General features: G+C 61.7%; 5 protein-coding genes. 3 read left to right on the forward strand and 2 right to left on the reverse strand.

Features of this window, described 5'->3' with window-relative positions:
* Positions 1-272 precede the first annotated feature (272 nt).
* The 3 genes from AC1VNX_RS23575 to AC1VNX_RS23585 all read left to right on the forward strand — a co-directional run bounded on the left by AC1VNX_RS23575 (position 273) and on the right by AC1VNX_RS23585 (position 17,135).
* Positions 273-15,266: an Ig-like domain repeat protein gene (locus AC1VNX_RS23575; RefSeq protein WP_483159999.1), complete on the forward strand. Its 14,994-nt coding sequence runs from the start codon at positions 273-275 to the stop codon at positions 15,264-15,266.
* Positions 15,263-15,823, forward strand: coding sequence for an imm11 family protein (locus AC1VNX_RS23580; RefSeq protein ID WP_483160001.1), 561 nt, complete (start codon positions 15,263-15,265; stop codon positions 15,821-15,823). The genes AC1VNX_RS23575 and AC1VNX_RS23580 overlap by 4 nt, the downstream gene beginning before the upstream one ends.
* Positions 15,824-16,388: 565 nt before the next feature.
* Entirely contained in the window at positions 16,389-17,135 is a 747-nt protein-coding gene (locus tag AC1VNX_RS23585; protein WP_483160003.1) for an SDR family NAD(P)-dependent oxidoreductase, read from the forward strand.
* On the opposite strand, the gene AC1VNX_RS23590 is transcribed toward AC1VNX_RS23585, so the two are convergent.
* Together AC1VNX_RS23590 and AC1VNX_RS23595 are read right to left on the reverse strand one after the other, a co-directional pair.
* Positions 17,132-18,376, reverse strand: coding sequence for a glycosyltransferase (locus AC1VNX_RS23590; protein WP_483160005.1), 1,245 nt, complete (start codon positions 18,374-18,376; stop codon positions 17,132-17,134). The genes AC1VNX_RS23585 and AC1VNX_RS23590 overlap by 4 nt on opposite strands.
* Positions 18,377-18,408: 32 nt before the next feature.
* Positions 18,409-19,563 (reverse strand): tetratricopeptide repeat protein, encoded by a 1,155-nt coding sequence (locus AC1VNX_RS23595; protein WP_483160007.1) that lies wholly within the window; start codon positions 19,561-19,563, stop codon positions 18,409-18,411.
* Positions 19,564-19,601: the final 38 nt, after the last annotated feature.

Below are 19,601 nucleotides of genomic sequence, written 5' to 3' on the forward strand. Positions count from 1 at the left end.
CGGCATGCAACCACCAGGAAGGGCCACGATCGCGTCGCGCAGCAGCCACGCCGAGAGGCGAAGGCATTTTCCGGTTATCCGCAGTACGCGCCCAAAGGTTTAGGGCATCGACATCTTTTTTTCGAGTCAAGGTCAGAAATTTTTTCGAAGCCCCCTAAACATCGGCGTCGCAAGCGCGGACAACCACTCAACGCAGCGATCTCAGAGTTGTGGCCGAGCCGGCGCTTCTGAGGTTTTGTTTGAGCACAACCTTTCTGCACAGGAATCGGATCATGGTGGCGATCGTCAGCGGCAACAGCCTGGGTCTCAATCTCAGCTCATTGGCAGTTCTTGGCGCGAGTGGCCGCTTCGGAGCTGCCGGCCAGGGCCGTGGCACCGACAGTGCCTACGTCAACGTAGCCAACGGCAACCTGATCCTGCAAAGCAGGGACGATCTCCTGGTCGGGCGCGGCCTGGACGTCGATTCGATCCGCACCTACAACAGCCAGGGACAGCTCACCGACGACAACGCAGACAACTGGCTTGTCGGCGCCTTCGGCCAGCGCATCGAGCTGAACGGCGCCATCGGCGCGGATGGAAGCACCCTGACGCGCACGGACTGGGATGGCTCGAGGTCCGTCTATGCCTGGGACTCGGCACGCGGCCTTTACGTGAGCACGCAGGGTGCCGGCGCGTTCGACACCATCGCACACGACGCCGTCGCCGCCGAGTTCGTCTGGACCGACGGCGACAGTGGCCGCAGCGAACGCTATCAGGATGCCAACCCCGGCAAGCTGGTGTCCGTGACGGATGCGAGCGGCAATGCGGTCACGTTGGCCTACAACGCGAACGGTACGGTGCAATCGATCACCGATGCCAATGGCGAGGTGACCTACTACGACTATGCAGGCACGAACCTGACCCAGATCCGCACGGTCACGGCCGGCAATGTCACCACCACGCGCGTTCGCTACGCCTACGACAGCGCCAACAGACTGTCGAGCGTGACCGTGGACCTGAGTCCGGAGGACAACGACATAGCGGACAACAAGAGCTACGTCACCAGCTACACCTATGACGGCAGCAGCAAGCGGGTCGCGTCGATCACGCAAACGGACGGCAGCAGCCTGAGCTTCACCTATGTCCTCGCGGGCGGCGACTATAAGGTCGAGACCGTCACCGACGCGATGGGCGGGGTCACGCACTTCAGCTACGACACCACTCAGGGCACTACCACTGTCATCGACCCGCTGGGCGCCACGATCGTCTATGCCTATGACGCGCAAGGGCAGCTCACCAACGTCATGCAAGGCGTCTCCGCCCTGCACCCATCCGGCTTGTCGCAGGTCAGCTATATCTACGACGATGCGGGCAACGTTGTCCGGGTCACCGATGGCGAGCGCCACAGTGTCGGATTCGAGTACGACTCACAGGGCAACCTGATCCTGGAAAGCGATTCGGCTGGGAATACGCGAGTTCGAACATACAACTCGGCCAACCAGTTGCTCACGGATACGCGCTACGCAAAGGCCGGAGCAGACACGGTGGCGGGCCTCCCGGAGACCACGCGCTACGTCTACGCCCAGGGCAATCCGCTTCAGCTGCGCTTCGTCGTGAGCGCACAAGGCACCGTCACCGAGTACCGCTACGACGCTCACGGCCTGCGCACGAGCAGCATCAGCTACTCCGGCTCCATCCTGAGCACGGACACCCTCCCTACCGAAGCCGAGATGCAGTCGTGGCGCGCCACGCAAGACCTGACGCAAAGCCAGCGCACCGACTACACCTATGACGCGAGAGGCGCCCTTTCAGGCACGACGACCTTCGCCTTGATCGGCACCGACGGCGAGGGCGTGGGCGGCACGGCGCTCGCAACCCACTACGTCTATGACCAGCAGGGCTTGCTGATCCAGAAGATCGACGCGGTCCCCGGCGCGCAGACCACCTACGTCTACGACGGGATGGGCCGGCTCCTTGCGGCGGAAGGTCCCTCGCTTGACGGCAGCACGCGCAACCTCTCCGTCACGAGCTATGACGATGTCGGCGGCAAGACGACCGTGACATCCACGAACGGACTGTCGACGATCTCGGCCTATGACCACAACGGCCGACTCGTGAGCGTCTCGCAGCGCGGCCCGAACGCCGAAGCCCTCGGAGAAACCACCTACGCGTACGACCGGGACGGCAACCTCCTGATGACTCAGGACCCCACCGGCGCACGCCACTGGTCGCTCTATGACGAAATCGGGCGCAAGATCGCGGACATCGACGCCACCGGTGCGTTCACCGAATACACATACAACGGCAATGGCCTGCTTCGTAAGACGATTGCCTACGCAACACCTGTCGACACGACTTCCCTGATCGATGGTGCTGGGCTTCCACGCACCGCGTGGTCATCCAACGGATCAACGCTCGGACTGCAAGACCTGAGACCTGCCGAGACGGCACAGGACCAGAAAGCCTGGCGCTTCTACGATGTGGCGAACCGACTGATCTGGCAGGTGGATGCACAGGGCTACGCGACGCAAACCACCTACGATGGCGCATCGCGTGTCATTGCCGTGACCCGACTGGCGAATCCGATCGACATCGCCGCACTGGACCTCGACGGGGACACCTCGGTCTCGGTCGATCCCACCACCGTCGGCGGCATGACCCTTGTAGTGGATGCCGCGCCAGTCCCGCTCGGCAGCAGCATCACGCTGGAAGCCGTCATCGACGGCACCGGCGCAAGCGGCATGGTCACCTTTTTCAGCGGCGAGACCATCCTCGGCAGTGCGCAGGTCGTCGACGGCAGGGCCGTCCTCCAGACCCGTGCGCTGCCCGTTGGCGTATCGAACATCCGAGCAGCCTACTCCGGCGACAACGAGCGCCCGGCAGGCATATCAACGGTGTTCCAGAAGACGGTCGTCGGCGCGACCACCGGCGTGGTGCTGGCGCTGCCGGCGGCAGCTACGAGCTACGGCGCGCCCTTTGTCCTGTATGCCTCGGTGAACACCCTGTTGCAGGGCCTCCCTGCGGCCTCCGGCGATGTCGTCTTCTACGACGGCGATGACGTCATCGGCACGGCCTCCATCGCCAACGGCGTGGCGGCACTCGAGATCGCCTCCCTGCCGCCGGGCACGCATTCCTTCCGTGCTGAATACGCCGGAGACGCAACGCATGCGCTGGGAGTCTCGGCGGCCTCCAGTCTGGTGATTCAGCCCAGGCCCACCTCGGTGGACTTCAGCATCGCGGGGAACGGCGTGGGCAGCGGACTCTACGCGACCGTGGTGCCCGCCTTTGGCGACACTGCGCCCGCGCCAACGGGAACGGTCAGCTTCTACAGCGGAACCCTGAAACTGGGTAGCAGTCAGCTGGAGTACGGGCAGGCCTCCATTCCGTTGAACATCAATGCCAACAGCGTGCCGTTCACCGTTGTCTACGAAGGCGATGCATTCAACGCCGCCAGCACCGTCACGAAGCCGGTACGGCCCACGGTCCAGCTGCTGACGGATGTCTCTGGTGGATGGACTTCCGAAGGCACCAACATCCATCTGATTGCCGGCGTGCAGGGTACGACGGGCGCAGGCGGATTCGTCACCTTTTTCGACGGTGATACACCACTCGGTACGGCGGCGGTCGTCAATGGCAGCGCGGATATCCATGTCAACTTCTTGACCTCTGGCGAGCACCTCATCCACGTCGGATATTCCGGCGACGCAAACAATTCGCCTGCATCCGGGATGTCCCAGTACATCACGATCCTGAGCAGCGGTGCCGCCTTGCCGCCAAGCAACACCACGATCGGCAGCCACGCGGTGCAGCTTGGCGTCGCAATGCCGAACTATGGGCGGTACGGATTGCCGACGGTCATTCAGGCTATGGCCAACAGCTCGGACTCGGCGCAGCACCCGTTGACAGGCACGTACAGCGTTTTTGACGGGGGCCAGTTGCTAGGAAGCTATCCTCTCGATTCTTCCGACGGATCGTGGATGGACCTCCCCGTTTCAGGTCTTTCGCAAGGCCCTCACTTGATTCGAGTGGTGTATTCCGGCGACGAATACAACAGCTGGGCCTCAGCTGATATCTGGGCGCACGTCACGTTAGCTCCCACAGAAGTCCAACTCACCGCCTCGACACAACAGGCCATCCCGGGTGTTCCCGTCTTGCTGACCGCACGTGTCGGCCATGAACTCCCTGCGAACTATCAGGGTACCTCGACGGCCTCCGCCCCAACCGGCACAGTCAACTTCTATAACCAAGGGGTCCTTCTTGGCTCGGCCACGGTCGTGAATGGCCTCGCGACATTTTCCGTGAGTGATCTGCCGCCTGGCGATATCCAGATCACGGCTGTCTACTTTGGAGACTGGTTTAACGCAAGCAACGGCTCCGATTCGCTGCCCCTGAATGCATCGAAGCCGAAGGAATACCTTGAACTGCATGCCGGCTCGGCTTCCGCGGTCTATGGCACCCCCGTGTCGCTGGAAGTCACCACGCGGGCGACGGACGGCATCCCGGAGGGCGCCACGATCGACATCTACGATGGCGACACGCTGCTCGGTCATGCGACCGTAAGCGAGGGACGCGCCACGCTGCAGACCACCTTCTCTACAAGCGGGACGCACGAGATCCGGGCGGTCTATCTCGGCGGTCCAGACAGCGCGGCCGCGACAAAAAGCGTGGAGATCGCCGTAGGACCGGCACCAGCCTCCATCACGAACCTGACGCCGGCCTCCGTCTCCAGGAACGGCGATTTGTCGGCCCAGATCGCCGGCATCGATGCTGGCGGTTTCGTGAGTTTCTTCGAGGGCACGCGCCTTCTCGGAACAGTCGAGATCGTCAACGGCCTTGCGACTCTCAGCGGCGCCAGACTGTCGGCTGGTGCACACGAGATCACGATTGCTTATTCGGGCGACGCCCTGAACGCCAGCAGCGAACTGAGGGTGTCACAGATCATCGTGGGCATGCCGATCGTCGACTCGGCCCAGGACCGGACAACCCTTCAGTTCTTCGACAAGGACGGAAGAGCACAGGCATCGATCGACGGCGAGGGCTACCTCACAGAGTATCTCTACGATGGCGCGGGTCGCCTCGTCGAGACGATCCGTTATGCAGGGAAGGTGCCCGACTTCAATGGGGCACAGAGCATTGCGCAAGTGGCGGCGGCAGCTCGTACAACGCACAGCCTGCGCGGCCTGCGGCCCGAAGCGAGCGCGAACGACCTGCACACATACAACCTCTACAACGCGCGCGGACAGCAGGTCGGGCAAATCGATGCAGAAGGTTACCTGACGGAGACCGAATACGACGCCAACGGCAACGTCGCGACCACCACCCGTTACGCGAATCCGGCCATCACCACCGCCGGCCGCGCCAGCCTCTCAGCTGTGCGCCCCACCTTCAGCGCCGAAGACCAGATCGTCTACCAGGTCTGGGATGCGGCCAACCAACTGATTGAACGCACCAACGCCGAAGGCACCACGACCTTCTTCAGCTACGACAGCGTCGGCCGGCTGGTCTCTAGCACCACCTCGCTGGGCGCCAGCAGCCGCACGCTCACCCAACGCCACGACATCCAGGGCCGTCTCATCGGCGAACTCAGCGGCGTGGGCAGCGCCCTGCTCGACGGCGCGCAGACCCAAGCCGACGTCGATGCCATCTGGGCCGAGTACGGCATCACCCACACCTACGATGCTGCAGGCCGACGCACCAGCACCACCGCTCCGGGCAATCAGACCACCCTCTTCTTCTATGACAGTGCGGACCGCCTGACCCACACCGTCAACGCGCTCGGTGAAGTCACCGAGACCCGTTACAACGCTCTGGGCCAAGTCAGCGCGGAGGTACGGTACGGCAGCCGGCTGAACTTGGCCAGCGTGGCCTCTCACCCGGGCGGATTGCTCAACCCGGTGCTCGGCGTCCTATTCGACGATCTGCGCTCTTCCACCGACAGCGTCCTCACTCACAGCTACAACGCCACAGGCACGCTCGCGGCAACCACCGACGCGCTCAACCACACAGTCTCCTACGCCTACAACGCCTTCCGCGAGGCCGTCGCCAGCCAACAGACCATCCAAGGCCAGGTGGTACAAAACTCCAGCGAGTTTGATCGCCGTGGCCAACTGATTGCCACGACGCTGGACGCCCAAGGCGTAGCTGCAACTGCCGATCGTATCTACGACGCATTCGGCCGCCTGGTTCAGAGCATCGATGCCAATGGCAACAACAGTTCGTTCGACTACGACCGACTCGGCCGCGTGATCACCGCCACGGACCCCTCCGGCGCCGCCAACAGCAGCACCTACGACGCCTTCGACCGCGTACTCACCCGCACCGACGCGTTGGGCAACACCACCAGCTACAGCTACGACACCGCCGCACGCAGCATGACGGTCACGACGCCGAGCGGCTTCACGACCACCACCACGCACGACGCGCTGGGCCACACCCAGAGTCTGCTCGACGGCAACGGCAACATCACAACCTACGCCTACGATCTGGATGGCCAATTGCTGTCGACCACGGTCGGAATGATCACGTACAGCTACGACGCCCAGGGCAATAAGGTCACCACGACCACACCGTTGGTCATTAGTGAAGCCACCTACGACACGAACGGCCGCCTGAGCACCAGCGTGGACGCCAACGGCAATGTCATCGTCTACTCCTACGACAAGGCCAACCGGCTGCTCAGCCGCGCGGTCGACCCCGATGGGCTCAACCTGACCACAACTTACCAGTACGACGCCAAGGGCCAGCGTCTGAGCGAAATCGATGCGCGCGGCATCGTCACCCAGACCAGCTACGACCTGGCCGGGCAGGTGATCACGCAGGTGGTGGATGCTGGAGGCTTGAACCTCACCACCACCTTCAGCTACGACGCCGCAGGCCGTACGCTCACGACGACAAGCCCGGGCGGTACCGAGACGCGCTATACCTACGATGGCCTGGGCCGACGCACTACCACTCAGGTCGATCCTGACGGATTGAGCCTGACGACGAACTACGTGTACGACGCGAAGGGCAATCTCATCGTGCGCGTCGATCCGAATGGCAATGCCACGCGCTACGCTTATGACGAGAATGACCGGCTGGTCTTTATCGTCGACGCCACAGGGGGAGTGCAGCGCACGCTCTACGACGACAACGGCCGCATCAGCCGCACCACTTCTTTCGCCCAGCGAATCGACCTCTCCCTCCTGGGCGACACACTCTCCGTTGCCGAGATCACCGCACAGCTACAGCCGTCCGCGTCGCAGGACGTTGACCAATTCCGGCTCTACAACGCCGACGGCCAGCTCAGCTACACCGTCAATGGCACCGGCGATGTGGCCACTTTCGAGTACGACGGCAACGGCAACCTCGTCCACTCCTTGCGTTATGCCAATCGCATCGACCTCGATGTCTGGGAGCCGGGAACACAGCCCGATGTAACGGCCGACAGCGCCCTTGATAAGAAGGTCGAGACCACTTACGACAGCCTGAACCGAGCGGTAATCCTTCGCACCAGCGTCGACGACGGCACACGCATGGCCGTCGTCAGACAGCAGTTCGATGGCAATGGCAATCTGACCTCGAGAACAGCCTATGCCCAGACGATCACCCACGACCGGCCGATCTCGGAGTTTGAACTCTCTGCGTTGATCGAGGGACCCGGCTCGCCCCAGGACATGGTCACGCGCAGCATCTACGATGCTGCGGGCCGTCGGACCTGGACCACCAACGGCATGGGCGACGTCACCCAGTTCGTTCACGACGCCAACGGTAATGTCGTCAAGCAGATCCGCTACGCCAATCGCCTTGATTTGGGCGCCGTCCCGAATCGGTCGCCCGACACCGTGGTGGCCAGCGGAGCCGATCGCATCACGCTCTTTGCGTATGACGGCGCCAACCGGATGGGCTACACAGTGGACGCAATGGGTGGCGTCAGCCACTCCATCTTCGACGCCAACGGCAACGCTGTCCAGCAGATCGCCTACGTCAACCGGGTCGCCGCGCCCACCGCAAGCACTGTGGTACCAGACGCTGCCGCACTGCAATTCCTCATCACGACGAATGCGGCCGACCGTGTCAGCCGCCTCGTCTACGACAGCGCCAACCGTGCCGCCTATGCCATCGACACCGGCGGCGGTGTCACGCACAATACCTATGACGCCGCAGGTAACCTCGTCGCGCGTACAGCCTACGCCAACACGATCGACGCCAGCGTGCTCACGGCTACTGCGGGCATCGCAGCCGTGCAGGCCCTGCTGTCTTCTTCCGCGGCCAACGACCGCACCACGCTCAGCGCCTTCGATGCCGCAGGGCGTGCGGTGTATACCATCGACGCCCTTGGCTACGTCACGGGGACTGAATACGACGGCATTGGGCATGTCACCGTCACCTCGCACTATTCGCAGGCTCTCACAAACCTCGAACCTGGCGTTGACGCCACGACTCTCTATGCTCGACTGGCATCGAACGACGGCCAGCAGATCCGTCATGAGAGCTTCTCCTACGACGCAGCGGGCAACCTCGTAAGCGCCAGCGACCGCCTTGGATACTCCGAGTCGTACGCCTATGACGGCCTTGGCAACAAGGTCTCGTTCACCAACAAGCTCGGCAACACTTGGTACTACGACTACGACGCAGCCGGACGCCTGAGCATGGAGTATGCGCCGGGAGGGGCCACTTCCCCTTCAAGCTGGAATTCCGCAAGGGTCGAAACCCGACTGGAGTACGACGCCTTCGGGAATCTGACCTCCCGCACAGAAGCCTATGGACGGCCAGAGGAGCGAACGACGGAATACTCCTACGATGCGCTCGGACGTCAGGTCCTGACCCGCTTCCCGCAGGTGGGGGTCTACAACCACAATGAGCCGGAATGGTATGGAGGCATCTACGGAAACTCGCGGTCGGAAGATTACACGTCGCTCACCAGTGAAGTGTTCTACAACAGCTTCGGCGAAGCGGTTGCGAGCCGCGATGTTTCGGGGAACTGGAGTTACAAGGGCTACGACGCTCAAGGTCAGCTGACCTACGAAGTCGATGCCATGCGCTATGTGACGTCCTACCAGCGCAACAGGTTCGGCGAGACGACCGCACTCACACGACACGCCCAGGTTGCCAATATCGCATTCAACCCGGGAGTTGAGATCGCTCCGTCCGCGAGCGAGATCGCATCGGGTATCACACCTTCGGTTTCCGACAGGACAATCACCACCGAGTACGACCGGCTCGGGCGTGCTGTTCGCGTCACACAGCCGGCCGTCTGGGTTGGTGTCGGCAACGGTCAGGGCTATATGGCGAGCGCCGTCACGCAGAAGACGTATGACGCCTTCGGCCAAGTCATCCTTAGCGCCGCGCTCGCCGACGCCCCTACGAACACATGGGCCGTCACGACCAACTACTACGATGCGCGCGGGCAGCTCATCGCCACGGTCGACCCCATGGGGTTCACCACTTCCAACGACTACGACGCCGCTGGCAACCTGATTTCGGTCTACGAGTTCGCCAACGCGGGTGCGACGGGCACGCCCTCTTCCCTCACGCTGCCGGTCAACAGCGACAAGGATCGCCTTGTTACCTTCGCCTATGACGCCAACAACCGAAAGATTCGCCAGACCCTGGTCAATGTCACCCACAGCGTCGACTCGGACGGCACCGCGATCACTGGAAATCTCACCACATCCTACGGCTACGACGGGCTCGGCAATCTTGTCCGCACAACGGACGCCACAGGCGGCAACACCTATACGTACTACGACGCGATGGGGCGCGTGTCTGCCGTTGCGGGACCGGGTCGAGTTAACTCGATCGGCAAGCGGATCACTCCGTTGACCGAGTTCAAGCGGGATGCGCTTGGCAATGTGGTCGCGAAGTACGAGTACGCGGCGGGTGCGGTGTCCGCAACCGAGGACGCTTACTATCTGCGTAGCGGCTGGTACGACACTTACTTCGATTGGGATACCGGCACTCTCTACAACGAACAGGGTGGGTGGGATGCCTACGGTGGGTGGGACGGCTACGGTGGCCGGTACACCGGATATAACGCGCTGTATGACCCCGGCTACGCTTATGACGACAACCGCGCCAATCACGTCACGACCAACGAGTACGACGCTCTCGGACGCCTCATCCGCACACAGGATGCTTCTGGTGCTCTCCAGGAGATGTCCTACGACGCCGCAGGACATTTAGCCAAGAGCTGGCAAAAAGTCTACAACTACGAGTCCGAAAATCCAGAGCAAGTCATCTACGCGGTATTCGAGTACGACGCGCTGGGCCGCCAGATCTCGACCTTCACACCTGCCTCCAACAGCGTAGTTGGCTCGGAGGGCATTGTCGTTCGATCGCAGGATATGGTCGGCTCGGTGCGTACGCAAACCCTCTGGAACGCATTCGGCGACATCATCGCCAAGCGCTCCAGATCCAACATGGACGATGGATCTGGCTACGATGAGCGATTCGAGTACGACAACGCTGGCCGCCTGTGGCGTACAGACAGCGGCGACGGCGTTTTCAAGGTCATGCTCTACGACCTGCAGGGCCGCCAAACCTCGACCATCGCCAGCGGTTCCGCTGTCTCTCTGTGGGGCAACTATTCCGCTCAAGACGTAGATGCTCTCGGCAGCAACGGCGTGCGCCGCACCGACAGTCAACTCGATCTGCTAGGTCGAGTCGTCGCCCAGACGCTGCCGCAGCGTCAGGACAGCATCGACCCGACAGCTTACCGGCCGATCGTCTACCAGACCTTCGACCGATGGGGCAACGTACTTTCCAAATCCGACCCACGCAACGCAGCCTGGGTGACCTTCTTCGACTACAACCACAACAATCAAGTCATCGAACAACGTCAGCCCGACGCCAACGGTTCCGCTACGGGCGACGTCCCGATCACCAAGATCTACTACGACGCCATGGGCCGCCAGGTGGCCATCCGCGACGCCAATGGACATGTCAACGGGCAAGTCTGGGACGCAGGCGGCAACATGATCGAGGAGCACCATGCCGACGGCGGCGTGGTGACGCAGACCTTCAACACTTTCGGCGCGCGCACGAAGGTCGAAGACGCGGAGGGCAATGTCACCCGCTACCGCTACGACCGCATGAGCCGCAACACCGCGATCACTTACGAGAATGTAGGTATCTACACCACCGATGCCAGCCTGGCATGGACTGGTGGGCTGGGCACACTCTGGACTACCAGCCAGTACGACACAGCCGGGCGCAAGATCGCCCAAAGCGACGGGACGGGCGCCACCACTCGCTATGAGTACGACCTCCGCGGCAATGTCATCAAGACCACCGATGCCAACGGCTTCGTCTCCAGAACTGCCTTCGATACCTATGACCACAAGATTGCGGGGCAGGACGCCAACCTCAACATGGCCACCTGGGCCTATGACCCCTTCGGGCGCGTCTTCAGCCATACCGACATCGGTGGCGCCACCTACACCTACGAGTACGACCAAGCCCGACAGCTGATCTCGGAGAGCAACACGCGCGGCAGGAACATCAGTTATGCCTACGACGCCGCCGGCCAGCTCGTGGGCATCGAGGACCACGCCCTGAATCAGGTCAGCTTCTACGACTACAACGCTGCCGGCCAGCGCGTGCGCGAAAAGATGGTCCAGGACGGCGTGACGTACCAGGATCAGACGATCGGCTACGACACCCTCGGTCGCCAAGCGCTCATCGACGCCTTCAACGGCGTGCATGTCATGACCACCTTCGACAAGGTGGGCAACAAGCTGCAACAGCACACCACCTACACCACCCAGCTGGGTGCAGGTGTCAAGGATCTCTGGTACGCCTACGACGAGATGAATCGCCAGATCCTCGTAGACGGCGCGGTCGACGGCAATGCCGCCAACGAGGCTAACATCACGGCCACCCAAGGCCATATCCTGGCCTACGACCTCAACGGCAACCGCACCATGGACAAGACCTGGGGCAACCGGGTCGTGGTGCAGATGACCACGCTGGACGAGTCCGGGGCACCGCTTTCGACGCCGGTGTATGCCGGCGCCGTGCTCGACCAGGGCGTAACGACCCAGTGGTACGACTACGACGCCATGAACCGCCTGTCCCAGGTCTGGATCGGCAGCTGGGCGCAGTACCAGACCGGCATTGATGAATCCGGCAGTGCGCCAGCGCCCATCTATGGCCCCACCACCGCTTTCGGCAATCCCAAGGCCATCAAGCTGGACGAGCGCCTGTACGACGGTGCGGGCCGGGTGGTGCATTCCGGCCCCACCGGCTCCCTGCCGGCCAGCTACCTGGCCATGTTGACCGCCGGCAATGCCGACCTGCCCGGTGCCGTGAGCGTTGCGACCCAGTACGACGCTGGTGGACGTGCCATCAGGCAGATGGTCTACAACGATGCGAACCCGATGGCCAGTTACTGGACCTTCTACCAGCAGTTCCTGCCGGGCATCCCCTCCATGTCCGACACGCCCGTGGGCAGCGGCTATGACAGCGCGGGCAATCTGCAGGCCTACCGCGTGTTCCGTGGCATCGGTGCGGCCCAAACGTCCGAGACGCATGTCATCCTGCACGACAAGTTCGAAGGCTACGTGCAGACGCAGACCTACCAGATCGACATCAACGCGTCCAACCCCGCGCCCATCGGAGGCGTGACCACCCAGGCCTACGACGTCAACGGCCACCTCACGAGCGTGACGGACATGACCAGTCCGTTGAACAACCGCACCTTCATCAACGACGCGCAGGGCCAAATCCTGCAGAAGCTCAGTGCCCCCGCCTGGCAGAGCAACCAACTGATCGTCAATGGCGAGGTCACGGGCATGTACGGCATGCTGCCCGATACGCACTTCCCCAAGCTGCCCAACGGGCTGATCAACTACACCCCTACGGGCAACTTCAATCTGGATTACCAGTCCGTGACCAACCGCTACCCCAACGCGGCAGTAGGTCAGTACACGGTGCAGTCCGGTGACACCCTGCGCGCGATCGCGCTCAATGCCTATGGCGACAGCTCCCTGTGGTACCTCATCGCCAACGCCAATGCACTGGAAGGTGACGCGGACCTGCGCGTCGGTCAGGCAATCAACATCCCCACCAAGCTTGGGGCAACCAACAACGCCAGCACCTTCACGCCCTACGACCCGTCGCGCATCATCGGCTCCACCGATCCCCAACTGCCCGCTCCGGCGGCGGCGAGCAAGAAAGGCAAGTGCGGCGGCATCGGCAAGCTCCTGGTTGCTGTCGTGGCTGCCGTCGCAACTGTTTTCACAGCAGGAGCAGCATCTCTGGCCTTCGAAGGCGCGCTCGGCACGACCTTCGCCTCATCGGGCGTGGGTGGGATCATGGGTGCTGGTGCCGCTGCTTTGGGAGGAGGCTCTATCACCGCTTCGCTCATCGGCGGCGCGGTCGGTTCTATCGTCAGTCAAGGCGTCGCCATCGCTATCGGCGAACAGGACAAGTTCAGCTGGAGCAGCGTGGCACTCGGTGCCTTGGGCGCAGGCGTCTCAGCAGGCGTCGGATCCCTTGCCTCGAGCTTGGGCTTCGGCGCCGGCCAGTTGAGCGGGCCGGCAAGTTGGCTCGCTGCAGCCGGGCGCACCGCCATCTCCAGTGCCGCCACCCAAGGCATCGCGGTGGCCGTGGGCCTGCAGGATCATTTCAGCTGGAGCAGCGTGGCGGCCTCTGCCGTTGGCGCAGGCGTGGGGGCAGCGGTCGCTGAAGGCGTCAACTCGGCGATGAACTACAACCCGCGCAACTTCGATTTCGGCAAGAGCCTGGTATCCGGAACCCTCTCAAGCATTGCCGCAGGGGCCACCACCGCCGCGCTGCGCGGTGGTCGAGCCAGCATGACGCAAGTTGCTGTCGATGCGTTTGGCAATGCCCTTGGGCAATCCATCGCTGAGAGCTTCGGGCAGACGGCTAGCAGCAGTTCCAGTACAGGCGAAGATCAACTGGGTGAGCTGATCAGGAGAAACAACGGCTGGGCTGGCGTACCGAGCCAACTCACTTTCGCAGAGGACACGATGAGCCGGCGGGCAATCAACAATCCCTATGGATTGCCGACGTCGAGTCCTACCCAACTGATTAGCGATCAAGGATGGACACCAACCAACAGCTACAGCTACGCGGGCATCAGCGATGGCATCACCAATTGGCGAAACAACCCAGCAGCGTCGAGCCAAGCTGCAGAGCCTGCAAGCAACGGTCCTGTCGTTCGAGACTGGGATCCAGACAACGTTCAAGAAAGCGCAGTGGAGCCTGGACAGCTAAATAGAAACCTAAGCCAAGCCATACCATTTTCCAAGATCAATGGAGTGACGTACTACAAGGATGCAAACGGCGTCATCACGGACTACGACCCCACGCCAAAATACGTACGCAATCCGGTGGCAGGCAGCAATCGCGCGGAAGTAGAGCAGCGAGCCATGAATGAAGCTGCCCGCGATGGCGCACAGCAGTTGGCACAGGAGGCTCAGGACGCGTCAGATCGTGCAGCATTTGAGAAGCGGACCAGCATCGGCGGCGCCATGCGCGGACTGGGCTCTTTCGTTGAGGGTACTGTTAAGAGTCCTTACCACCTATATCGCTCGGTGGACGAGGTTGGGATCACCGGAACCGCCGAACGCATGGCCGAAGGTTTTATCCAAGAACCTTCGCGAATGATAGAGGCGGCAAGCAGTGGTGACATGCAGACTCTTACAGAGTCTGCTGCAGGCATGCTGCTTGGAGTAAAGGGCTTGCGTGGCTCTAACGTCGGACGGGAATCACTATCAGTTCTTGAACGAACAGATCAGCGTCTTAGCATAAAGCTAACCGAAGAGGCTGGGAATAAACGAGTTGGAAACGCTAGCGGTCGCCTAGAGGAAGGTACAAGTGCAGAGCGCGCCGCCGCGGCGGCCGCAGATATTCCGCTGGGCCTGAGAGGAAGTGGTACTACGCTGGCGGCAAATATGGGTGGCTTGGAGCAAGGCTTCCAAGCACATCATCTGGTGATGAGTTCTATGGGGAAGGACTCCCTTGCGCTCAAGTACCTGGCTGAGAAAGGCTTGTATGACATCAATCGCGCGTCAAACGGAATTGCACTCCCAAGTTCCGAATTTCTTGCGCTAGCAGATGAACTCCCGATGCATCTAGGGAGTCATGGCAAAATCTACAAAGAAGCGGTTAGTGCCGAACTCAACGCCCTAGATATCGCCTATCGGAGAGGCGTATCTGATGCAAGCCTAATGAAACGCATAGGCATCATAGAAAACAATCTTGCTGATCGACTGCTAAAAGGCGAGATATGGTTAAATGGGCGTGATGCCGCATTGCGGAAACTGGGGCCTTACAAATGACCATCCTGTTGACTAGAGATACCAGCGCAAACACTCCTTATCCGTCTTGCAGACTGTCCGACGTTCACCAATTAGACAGTATTCATTTCTGGGGAGGGGTTAGCTTGAAAGGAAAATTTCCTCAATTAACCGTGTTCGCGGAAGATGATCCAAACTCCCCTTCAGGATTAACAGATTTCATTGGAACCATCCACCTGAATTTTGTTTCTGAAAAGCTGAAAGATGCGCTCCTAAAGGCCAATGCAGAAGTTGAATTTTTTCCTGCAACCGTCATCTACAACAACAAAAAAATACCCGAAAGTTTTTATGCTATAAATTCGCTCCACAGAATCAAGGCACTCGACCTCCCCAACTCCGATGTCGAGATTGATGATGAGTTAGGGGATGTTCTTGTGGCTCGAAAAATTCGAATTGATGACTCGAAAATTGAAAAATACAATTGGCTTATCATTGACGAAATAAATCGCATCGCCGTCTCGAAACACCTCATGCACGGAATTCAACAATCAGGTTGCTCTGGCTGCAGTTTCATGGATTCATCGAATTTACGATATTAATCGCTTCAATCCTCGCGCCCATAGCCAATTGCATAGGTCCTCAAAGCTCTAGCAACTTGCCGAGCATCTAGTTCTAAGAAGTGTGGTCACTGTCGCAGTTCAAATTCCAAGAGACCCCTAAGTCACTCGATAACATTGGCAATCCAGTCAGACCTGCACGTCAGGATCAGCCCCAATGTCGCCAATGACATCAATTGATATTACATAGATCGAAGCCTCCAAAGGCCCAGCGCGGCAAACAATGCCAACATGCTCTTTCAATTGAAATCACTACACGCTGCATTTTGGATGCCCTATTGCGCTGGCTGAACGATATCTCAAGGGGATATGTGTCTAGAGTATTGAGCAATCAGGAGGAACTCACCTTGCTGATGGGCCCGAAGCGCATCACGATCATGTCGGTCGACATGAGGCAGCCTCCGAATCATCTGCGCGCCCGCGCTCGTAAACAAAGCTTCGGGCGCCCTGGCGAGCGGCGCAATCCCGCCCGGCTGCAGCGGGTGCCCAGAACTCAAGCCACCCAAGCCAACAATCGCCAGACGACAAGAACCGGAGGGAAGACCGATTGGGCCGACTTGACGGAAAGATAGCCGTGGTCACTGGAGGCACCAGCGGCATCGGCCTGGCTTCCGCCCAGCGCTTTGTCGAGGAAGGAGCCCGTGTCTTCGTGATGGGCCGACGCGCCACACACGTGGAAGCCGCCGTATCGCGCCTGGGTCCCACTGCGGTGGGCATCCAGGGTGACGTCAGACTGCTTGGGGACCTGGACAGGCTGTTCGCCACCGTGAAGTCGCGAGCGGGCCGCATCGACATTCTCGTCACCAGCGCCGGCAGTGCGCAATTTGGCGTACTCGGCGGAATCACCGAGCACCACTTTGACTCGATCTTCGACACCCATGTGAAAGGCACCCTCTTCACCGTCCAAGGTGCACTGCCACTTCTTTCGAGCGGCGCTTCAATCATCCTTGTGGCATCGAGCGCCGCCTCCACGGGGACGCCCGCCTACAGCGTCTACAGCGCGAGCAAGGCGGCAGTGCGTAACTTCGCCCGCAGTTGGCTTCTCGACCTACGCACCCGCCGCATCCGGGTCAATGTGCTGAGTCCAGGTCCCACGCACACAGAGGGCCTGACCTCGCTCGCTCCGCCGGGCCAGGCACAGCGGATGATCTCGGCGCTTTCGTCCCGAGTGCCGATGGGTCGCATCGGCACGCCACAAGAGATTGCCGGTGCGGCCCTATTCCTCGCCAGCGAGGACAGCAGTTTCGTGAACGGCATCGAGCTTGCGGTCGACGGCGGAATGACGCAAATCTAGGCACCGTACACACCGACAGCCGTGCCCACGGCATCGATCACGCGGGACAATGCCTGCGATTGATTGAAGTCCCGGTACTTGTTCGCAAGCCGCGAAGCCGCATGACGGGGCTCAGGATCGTGCAGCATGGTCGCAATGCGTTCTTCGCCGCGCCGCACACCATCGTTGGCGGACAGAGACCAGGCAGCGCCTGTGCCGGCCACCACACGGGTGATCAGTTCCTGTTCGATCGTCGTGGGAAGAATGAGCAATGGCACACCGGCCAGCAGTCCTGCGGCAAGCAACCCGTGTCCGCCGTTGTTGATGATCAGATCGGCCTGCGACAGCAATGAAGAGAGTCGAACGGCCTTGTCGCGCACAACCCAGTTGTCCCCAGAGATGCGCGAAACAGCCTGCGGCAGCAGTTTCGGAAGCACTGCAACCACCGTGGCATCCAGCCGCCGCAGCGCTGCGATGATCGCCACATTGCGATCGTCTCTGGCCAGATAGAGCAGCACGCGCTTGCCACTCCCCAAGCCTCGACTGCGTCCTGAGGCAGGCCAGTCCACTTGGTCGCCATACGCATCCGAGAAGATCGGCCCAATGTAGGATGCAGACGGACGCGGCGCAAAGTGGTCCAGCTCCGGCCATGTCGACAGCAACTGTGTCCCAACAGCAAGCAGGCTGCCGAGGTTTTCAAGAGAAGGCGCACCATATGCATCGCATGCACGGTTGAGCCGCCGAACGAGGTTTGCCTCCAGCGCCTCGACCGCAGCTCTGGCCACATCGCTGCTCGGACGCCTCACGATCGATAGGCAGCCGTCAAAGATAGGAACCTCCCAGCCCGAGTTGAAGCGCACGAGCGGCAGGCGATGCAGATGAGCGATCAACCCGGCGATCGGTGCGAAATCGGCCAGCAGCACATCGGGGCGCTCGACGGCGAGCAGCGCTTCCCACTGCTTCAGGGTGACCAGCAACTCGACGTCATTGCCAAACACCAGCCGTTCCAGGATCTGCGCATAGCAGTCGATGCGGGGACGTGGCCCGCTTCGCTGCTTCAAGGACGCGCCCGGGCATTGCACTGCGGGAATTCCTTCGCTGTGCCAGAACGCCTGAGCGGCTGGCAGGTCCGTTGCGGCGACCGTCACCTCGAACCCCTGCGCCCTCAGCGCCTGCACCACCGGCCTCATGCGCAGCAGGTGCCCCCAATTCGAGCCCAGCTCCATCACCACCAACACCCGCTTGCCCGTGCCCCGTCCCATCACGTCATCCTCGCTCGCCCTCGTCCCCCCGCTCATACCCTGCCCAGCACCACATCCGCCAGCGACCTCCCGTTGACGTCCCGGTGCGCCGACAGCGCCGCATGCGCCACCTCCAGGAACTTCGTCCGGTCTCCCGTCTGCCCGCCCAGGATCGCCTGCGCAAACTGCGCCGACAGACTCGCCGCGTCCAGCCCCTGCGCCCGCCGCACCGACGCCTGTGCCTGCTCCGCCTCCCCCTGCAGCGCCTGCGCCACCGCCAGCGCACCGTGTGTGTCCGCGAAGTTGCGGTCCAGCGCCAGGGCCGCATTGAACGCCTCCATCGCCGCGCCCACATCGTTCTGGAACAGCGCCGTCCACCCCAGTCCGTGCCAGCTGCCGATGTGCCGCGGTATGAACCTCACCGCCCGCTCGAACGCATCGCGCGCGCTCGCGAAGTCCCCCGACAGCAGCAGCGCCATGCCCGCCGCCGACCAAGTACGTCCGTCCTGCGGATGCCGCTGCAGCGCCGAGCGCAGCAATTGCAGCGCCCCCTGGGCATCGCGCTCGCCCAACCTCACCGAGGCCGCGGCCACCTGCGCCTCGTGCTGCGAAGGCTCCAACGTCAGCGCGCTCGCCGACCAGCGCCGGGCATCTTCCATGCGCTCCTCGTCCGCCGCCATCAGGCTGGCCACGCCAAAGGCCTGGGCCGACCGGCACTGACCTTCGTGCTTCTCGAAGAGCGCCAATCCCTCCTCCAGTTCGCCTCGCCGATGCAGCTGCCGCAGGCTCAGCGTCAGCGCTTCGGGCACCACCGCCAGATGCTGCTCCACCAAGGGCCCGAGCAGCGCCAGCGCCTCCTCGCTGCGCTCCTGGCCCGCCAGCGCGCTGGCCAGGTTGAACCGCAGCACCGCATCGTCGAACCCCTCGCCGATCAGCCCCTGCAGCAGTTGCGCAGCCTCTTCCCACTGGCCCTGCGCCATGTCCAGCAGCGCCAGCCGGTGGCGCCAGCCCGCATCGCTCGCATGGCGCTGCAGCACCCAGTGCGCCTGCTCCTGCGCCCGCCCGAAGTCCCCAACTCCCAGCGCCCGCTCGAAGATCTCCCCGCGCAGCGACATGTTCTCAGGATCCGACGACAGGTACCCCAGCAACCGCCCAAGCTGTTCATCCTGAACTCGCTCAACCGATACGGATGGTTTGGAAATAGACATGCGAAAGAAGGAGTGAGGAAAGTTTGATGAAAGTACAG

The sequence above is a fragment of the Variovorax sp. TLI9-5A genome (assembly GCF_056867935.1).

Coding starts and splice junctions, on each gene's coding strand:
- AC1VNX_RS23575 (WP_483159999.1), top strand. CDS start 273: ATGGTGGCGATCGTCAGCGGCAACAGCCTGGGTCTCAATCTCAGCTCA.
- AC1VNX_RS23580 (WP_483160001.1), top strand. CDS start 15,263: ATGACCATCCTGTTGACTAGAGATACCAGCGCAAACACTCCTTATCCG.
- AC1VNX_RS23590 (WP_483160005.1), bottom strand. CDS start 18,376: ATGGGACGGGGCACGGGCAAGCGGGTGTTGGTGGTGATGGAGCTGGGC.
- AC1VNX_RS23595 (WP_483160007.1), bottom strand. CDS start 19,563: ATGTCTATTTCCAAACCATCCGTATCGGTTGAGCGAGTTCAGGATGAA.